We start from the raw sequence: 3,817 nt of genomic DNA, 5'->3' as shown, positions 1-3,817 counted from the left end.
TTGATCGCAGTACTCTATTTTAAACCAAATGGAATTATGGGCGAGAATATCGATGATACAAGAGTTTAAAAAAGTTTGGAAACAATATACAATCGGCATGTTGTGGCTTTTAGGGCTGCTCTGGCCCATGCTGGGCATTCATCCCGACGGGACCATGACCTTCCAGACGACATTTACAGTCTGGAGTTATATACTGGCAGGCTCTTTTGTCTGCCTTATGATCTATGTGGTCAAGGCCAGTGGGTCCTTAAAATTTTTTGCCGACCCGGTATCCCGGGCTGCGGGTAATATCAAGACCACTTCCACTGCCCTTCCCACTTGGGTCTGGCTTGCTGCAGGCCTGATAGTTGCATTGATTTATCCCCAGTTTGCAGGTCGATACGGCACTGATGTGGCCATTAGTGTGCTGCTTTATATCTGCCTGGGCCTTGGTCTCAACGTGGTGGTGGGCCTGGCCGGTATGCTGGATCTCGGGTATATTGCATTTTACGGTGTGGGCGCCTATACCTATGCCATTCTCAATACCACTTACGGCCTTGGCTTCTGGGTCTGTCTGCCCCTATCCGCATTTACTGCCTGTGTTGCCGGCTGTATTGTGGGATATCCCACCCTTCGCATGAGAGGGGATTATCTGGCCATTGTAACCCTGGGATTCGGGGAGATCATCCGTATCATCCTCAACAATTGGATGGAGCTGACCAACGGTCCCAACGGTATCTTAGGGATCAAACCCATTGGTATTTTTTTACCGATATTTGAAAATGGATTTACTTTTGAGCATTTCTGGATGAAAAAACTCCAGCTCTTTTACTATTTTGCATTGGGTCTGGCCATTGTGGCGGCCATATGCGTTTACCGGCTTAATTTCTCAAGGGTGGGCCGTGCCTGGGAATCCATACGGGAAGATGAGACCGCCGCCGAACTTATGGGGGTAAACACCTTTATTTATAAACTTCTGGCCTATGCCATGGGTGCAATATTTGCCGGACTTGCCGGTGCTTTTTTTGCTGCAAGGATGAGATTTGTCAGTCCTGAAAGCTTTACCTTTCTTGAGTCAGCCATGGTTTTGTGTATGGTGGTTCTGGGCGGGATGGGTTCCATCCCCGGGATTCTTCTGGGTGTTCTTGCCTTGATCGCTTTGCCCGAGGTTTTCCGCGAATTTGAATCCTATCGTATGCTGATTTTTGGTGCCACCATGGTTATCATAATGCTCTTCAGGCCTGCCGGTCTGATACCGGCCAAGCGCGTGGGAACCCGATCTGAAGAAAAGGAGGGCTAAAGGACAGATGACTATACAACCGATTCTTGAATTAAAAGATGTCCACTCGGGATACGGGTCCATCAAAGCCCTGAAAGGTGTCTCCCTAAAGGTCATGCCCGGAGAAATTGTGGCCATTATAGGTGCAAACGGTGCCGGGAAATCAACAACGCTCATGACAATCTGCGGTATTGTGCAGGTAGAAAAGGGAGAGATTTATTATGATGGTCAGCTGATCAACAGGATATCACCGGAAAAACTGCCCACCATGGGACTCTGTCAAGTACCGGAAGGCAGACGGATTTTTCCAAGATTAACTGTTATGGAAAATTTAAGGCTGGGTGCCTTTCACAGGGATGATACCGATCAGATCATGAAAGATATCCAGCATTCCTATGAGATGTTTCCCATCCTGGGAGAAAGAAAAAACCAGCAGGGAGGGACCCTGTCCGGTGGAGAACAGCAGATGCTGGCCATAGCAAGAGCGCTCATGACAAAGCCAAAGGTTTTGCTGCTGGATGAACCCTCCCTGGGGCTTGCCCCCATCATTGTGCAGCAGATTTTTGATATCATTGCCCAAATCAACAGGGAAGAAGGCACCACCATTCTGCTGGTTGAACAGAATGCAAACCTGGCGCTCCAGGCAGCATCAAGGGGGTATGTCGTTGAAACCGGTGAAATTACCCTTGAAGATGAAGCACAATCTTTGTTGAGCAATCCAAAGATCAGGGAAGCTTATCTTGGTGAATAAGACAATTTAATCAACGTACAATAAATCAGAATTTTTTAAATACAAATAGCTAAAAACTGTATTTGATTTTACAAAATAGACGGTCATTGTCACCAATGTTTCTGTATCTTGCAAGATCACCGGATTGGTAGAGTACCACTCCGCAGTTAAGTTGAACAGAATCACTTACATCATATTCAGCGAAAAAACGCTGGAAGGAGCCGTCCTGACCGATTATGCCATATGTTGAGACCAAAAGTGTCAAGGTCAGGGTGTCATTTAGAAAATTTTTAGTTAATCTTGCCACCCACTGGGATTCATCTTCCCGGGCATTATCCGGCGAGGACTCTAAAGTATCTTCAAAGCCATTTATATGCCTGTTAACAGCCTCGATGCTTATTATTGTGTTTTTAAAACCGGAATATTCAATACCTGCCAGTATATCTGTTCGGGAATACTTTTTATCTTGTGTATTAAAGAACTCAAATCCGCCTATGTATGCAGCTTCTGTTTTTAAAAGCCAGTTGCCAACAGCTGTATTAAAAGCAACTCCAAACATTTTCAGACGTGTGTGTTTCCATTCTATTTGCGGCGGCAGTCCCGGGAATACAAGTTCTGTATGGGGCATGTCATTGTAATAATCTGCCCAGTAAAATGATATATCCCACCCACTGAAAATTCCATTTATGGCAGCAGCATATTCGGTATTTTTACAGCAAGAGTCAGGTTTATCTTCATAGGGCGGCCGCGCTGCTGAGGGATAAAAGTCATTGCCGTATTCCGGGATTTTGTTAAACCGTATTTCATGGATTGCAATGCCGGTCAGGCTCCAGTCACCGATGTAGTAATCAAGCCTGGACATTGCAACCGGAAGTCTTAAGTCTTCGATGTCGGTTAAGCCCGGCTCGCGCATGTCCAACGGATTAAGCACATCCGTAACCCGAATATTGTCTGATTTGCCCCACACAGCGACCTGACGACCAAATTTAATATCAAGACTTTTTGTGAGACTTCCCTGAATATATGTTTCACCAAGCTCAATCTCTTTTTCATAATTGTCGATCACTTCATTTGTGAATTCATCGCGACCCTTGATTGAATAAGCAAAATCATATGCTCCCTTGCCGCTTATGCGTGCCTGCCAGGAACTGGATAATTTAGCGTTTAATTCAAGATTAAGTTCTGTGCGCAGACATGACAAGCCTCGCCAGTCGGTTTCATTCCCTTCGGGTTTACCATGGGCAAAATTATAGGAAGCATTGAGTTGGACATCACCGTTTAAACTGAAAATAGATGGTTTGATTTCATCTTTTTGAAGTTCAGGTTCAATTTCTTCAGTGTTGTCATCAAAGCCATCAAGCACGTCTTGAATAGTGTCCTCTGGCTTTTCTGGCTCCTCTGACTCTTCTAATTTTTTTGGTTTTTCAGGCTTATTATCATCAAAACCGCAAATAATTTCATCAAGTGTTTCATCCTCAACAGCAAAGGTTTGCCCTGGTAATAATAATATAAAAGCCATGAAAAGAACAATAAACGCAGCAATAGTATAATTATTCCGTATCAAATTTTATAATCCCTTTTCCATTCTGCGGATAGAAAACATATCAAAATCAAGATTCTGGTTGAATTTTACACCACTAAATTTAAGAATCGTTTTGTGTACTTTGTTTTTACCCTTTTTTTTAGTAACGTGCATCTCAGTTGCCACCCATATGCCGTCAATAAGGTCGAGCTTTTTAATGTCCATATATTTTTTATAGCCGCCGTCTCGAACCCAATGAAGAGCCCGGATAACAAAAAAGTTGTCCTGGCGCACAAAAATAAGTGAT

At 44.1% G+C, this 3,817-nt stretch carries 4 protein-coding genes; 2 read left to right on the top strand and 2 right to left on the bottom strand.

All coding sequences use genetic code 11. From position 1 onward, the window contains the following. Positions 1-52: 52 nt before the first annotated feature. Positions 53-1,279, top strand: a complete 1,227-nt coding sequence (locus K8S13_RS20790; protein ID WP_291465621.1) for a branched-chain amino acid ABC transporter permease — start codon at positions 53-55, stop codon at positions 1,277-1,279. A 13-nt stretch (positions 1,280-1,292) separates the two neighbouring features. After that, positions 1,293-2,009: an ABC transporter ATP-binding protein gene (locus K8S13_RS20785; RefSeq protein ID WP_367172791.1), complete on the top strand. Its 717-nt coding sequence runs from the start codon at positions 1,293-1,295 to the stop codon at positions 2,007-2,009. A 49-nt stretch (positions 2,010-2,058) separates the two neighbouring features. On the opposite strand, the gene K8S13_RS20780 is transcribed toward K8S13_RS20785, so the two are convergent. Further along, the gene (locus tag K8S13_RS20780; RefSeq protein ID WP_291465616.1) at positions 2,059-3,552 is read right to left on the bottom strand and encodes a DUF1302 family protein; all 1,494 of its coding nucleotides are present in this window, start codon (positions 3,550-3,552) and stop codon (positions 2,059-2,061) included. A gap of 3 nt (positions 3,553-3,555) precedes the next feature. Next, the coding region (locus K8S13_RS20775) for an outer membrane lipoprotein-sorting protein (protein ID WP_291465614.1) at positions 3,556-3,817 on the bottom strand (262 nt) is incomplete at its 5' end.

The sequence above is a fragment of the Desulfobacula sp. genome (assembly GCF_021107415.1).
Note: the sequence above shows the minus strand (reverse complement) of the source record. Positions and strands in the feature narration are given on the sequence as shown.